2 protein-coding genes are annotated in these 3,119 nt (G+C 45.7%); both read right to left on the bottom strand.

Going from position 1 to position 3,119, the window contains the following annotated elements:
• Window positions 1-501: 501 nt before the first annotated feature.
• Window positions 502-1,773 carry an IS110 family RNA-guided transposase gene (locus G9U52_RS38900; protein WP_166158819.1) on the bottom strand — a complete coding sequence of 424 codons (1,272 nt, stop codon included), beginning with the start codon at window positions 1,771-1,773 and terminating at the stop codon, window positions 502-504.
• 256 nt (window positions 1,774-2,029) lie between these two features.
• Window positions 2,030-3,119, bottom strand: a 1,090-nt coding sequence (locus tag G9U52_RS38895) for an IS110 family transposase (protein WP_243767823.1), incomplete at its 5' end; no start/stop codon positions are given.

Here is a 3,119-nt window from a genome sequence, read left to right as displayed (position 1 = left end):
AGAAGAAGCGTATGGAACATTTCCCCAAGTGTTATTCTTCTGCACGCATACTCCACAATTTCCTTGGGGGTTCACCATCCCACGACTCTACGGGTCTATGCCCTCACATTCCTCCCTCAGAATGATAAGATTTTCTTACGTATGCTCGCTTGTTCGCAGGATTTCACATCCCATAGAAGTGATGAACGATAGAAACAGTTAGTGGTGGGTGTCCCCAAGTGAAGATGAGGGCATGCAGAAACAGAGGGACAGTAGTCTTTTCCCATTTTGTTCCATATCCTGCACACTGCTCCATGCTGCCCTCGGTGGTTCTCCCTCCCATGACTCAATGGGTCATAATACCCTGTCATTCCATCGTTATACCTGTCCAAGGGATGGAGGCTGATCTGCTTCGTCCACGGGTCTGTGCCCTTAAGGAATGAGAATTCAGTACTCGGGTGCTTTCTTTGTCCGAAATCCTGCGAACAAGCCAATTTACGTTATTTATTAAGCTTATTTTACTCAAGCTGCGGTTGTAGCAGTAACAACTTTCTCAGGAATGTAAGTCTGTTCATGACGAACAATGCCTACCAGAATTCGTGCCAGCTTCCCACATAGTTTTATGATTGAATGTACCTTTTTCATCCTTTTCGTTCGAGTGTAGTGATGGTGGAGCGATCGAAATTCCTCATTATTTACAACTAGGTGTAACACAGCTAAGTACAAGAACTTTCGAAGACCGGAGCGCCCTCGTTTGGTAATCCGAATTTGACCCTTATGCTTGCCAGAACTATCTTCACCTAAATGTAGCCCTGCGAGTCGCAGTACTTGTTGCCCATGTCGATACATGCTCAAATCCCCAGTCTCTGCTAAAATGCCGGCTACTGTGATTTTACCGATGCCTGGTATAGTCAATAAGCTTTGAGCTTGTGGAATCTCTTTCATAAGGGAAATAGCTTCTTGCTCAAGCTGTGTTAGTTGCGTTGATAAACGTTCATATTGATCTAGCAGAAACAAAAGGGAACGTTTCACTTGCTCTGGAGCGACATTCTGAGCAATGGATTGCTGCGCTTGTTCGACCAGTGCTGTTGCGAACGATTTACTTGCCCTACGTTTCATGTGAGGCTTCCACCTGGCATAGATTTCATCCGGAGAAAGGATCTTTAGTTCCGATGGTAATGGGAACAACCTTAGTGTTACTAGAGAGGTTTTGCAGCTCCAATCTTTGAAGACTCGATGGTACTCTGGGAACCAGATATCCAACCAGCGATGAATCTGATTCTGGATCGAGATGAACTGTTTGATGACAAACTCACGGTCGCTCATTAAAACACGTAGAGCTTGGTAATTTCCTGTTGGCAACCGCAAGGGTGAATAATAACCATTCTTCACCATATCGGCTATAACCAGTGCATCTTTCAGATCACTTTTGGTGGGAGAATTATCTCGATTCTCTTTGTTGCTCTTAACGTGATAAGGATTAACGGTCACTACTTCAAAACGCTGCTCTAAAAGCCACCAGGCGAGGTTAAGCCAGTAATGGCCCGTTGGTTCCATACCGATAATAACACCCGTCTTTTTATGCTGTTTTTGTATAGATTTAATCCAAGTAAGAAGCTTTTGAAAACCATAAGCGTCATTCTTAAACGGACAGGGCTTGCCAAGCTCGATACCACGGTAAGTAACAGCTCGAGCGACTTGGGTCTCTTTGGCAATGTCGATACCGACAACAAGGTGATGACTGGTAATACGTTCTATCCGTTGATTTTGAGCCTCATGTTGTTTAAATTTCATAGTAGAGCGTTCCTCCTAGATAATGAATTTCAGGGCTATGACCCTGTGCATAATTCCATCTTACGGGGGCGCTTCACTTTTTTCAAAGCGGAAAATTAACGCTCTACAGGAATGCTTCGTTACACCTGACCAAGGCGTGGAGACCGATAACGTTTAGCTGACGGGTCTGAGCCCTTATCGGGCAGAAACTCGGTCCTCCGTGCTTTCTTTGTAAAATCCTGCGAATGAGTCAATATATGCGATCGATTAATCAGTCTTAGGCAGCTTGAATGCAGGTAGGGGTGGTAACTTTTTCAGGAGAAAAAGCTTCTCCCCTTTGAACGATGCCGATGATGATTCGTGCCAATTTTCCAAGCAGTTTAAATACCGACTGTTGCTTCTTCATTTGCTTGACTTGAACATTATTCTCATGCAGCTGTCGGAACACAGGATGATTTCCTACGAGTTGGAGCGTAGCCAGATACAGATATTTTCGCATCGTAGCATCCCCCCTTTTAGAAAGCACGATCTGTCCCTTGCGTTTCCCGGAAGTGCTTTCGGCTAGGTTTAATCCTGCCTTACGCAATAATTGATTGCCATGGGCATACTGTCTAAGGTCGCCAGCACCTGATAGAATGGCTGCAATGCAGATCGTGCCTAGGCCGATAGATCGAAGATGACCGGCTATAGGAATTTCGCTGAGCAACACTTGTATATCCTTTTCAATTCTCTCTAGTATTTCAGCCACTCGTTCGAAGTCTTGTAATAGCCATTGTAAATCCTGCTTTGCTTCAATTAGGGCAGTCGTTTCGCCTATACTGTTCTTAGCGTGAGCGATGAGCTCCGCAGCCTTCTGCATGCCAGTGGAGCCACCGGCTCGCTTCATATGCTCTCTCCATCCTGTGATCACCTCTGGTACGGATAGAGACTCTAGATCCTGCGGTGAAGGGAATTCTTTCAGAGTAGCTACGGAACGTTTGCAGGTCCAATCTTTAAACACCGAGAAATACTCGGGGAACCGAATGTCTAACCAGCGAATGATCCGGTTCTGCAGCCGTACACTATTCGTTACCCAGTATTCACGGTCACTCATAATCGTTTGCAACCTCTGAAAGACGATTGCCTGTCGCGAGTATTCATAGTAGTAGCCTCGGCTGATCACGTCAGCAATGACAAGCGCATCCTTCGGGTCACTTTTGGAAGGGGAATTATCCCGATTCTCCTTGTTTCGTTTGGTGGTGGCCGGATTCACCATGACAACGCTGTTGCCTTTGCTCGCAAGCCAATTGGCTAAGTTATACCCGTAGTGTCCGGTCGGCTCCATGCCGATTATGAGTCCTTTTAAGCGGTGTTTTTGCCTGATTTCG

The sequence above is a fragment of the Paenibacillus agricola genome (assembly GCF_011440305.1).
In the GTDB taxonomy this organism is placed as follows: domain Bacteria; phylum Bacillota; class Bacilli; order Paenibacillales; family NBRC-103111; genus Paenibacillus_S; species Paenibacillus_S agricola.
The sequence above is the reverse complement of the archived record's forward strand: the minus strand, read 5'-3'. Positions and strand labels throughout refer to the sequence as shown.

Excerpts from the sequence above, each read along its gene's own strand:
- G9U52_RS38900 (WP_166158819.1), bottom strand. The coding sequence starts at position 1,773 with ATGAAATTTAAACAACATGAGGCTCAAAATCAACGGATAGAACGTATT.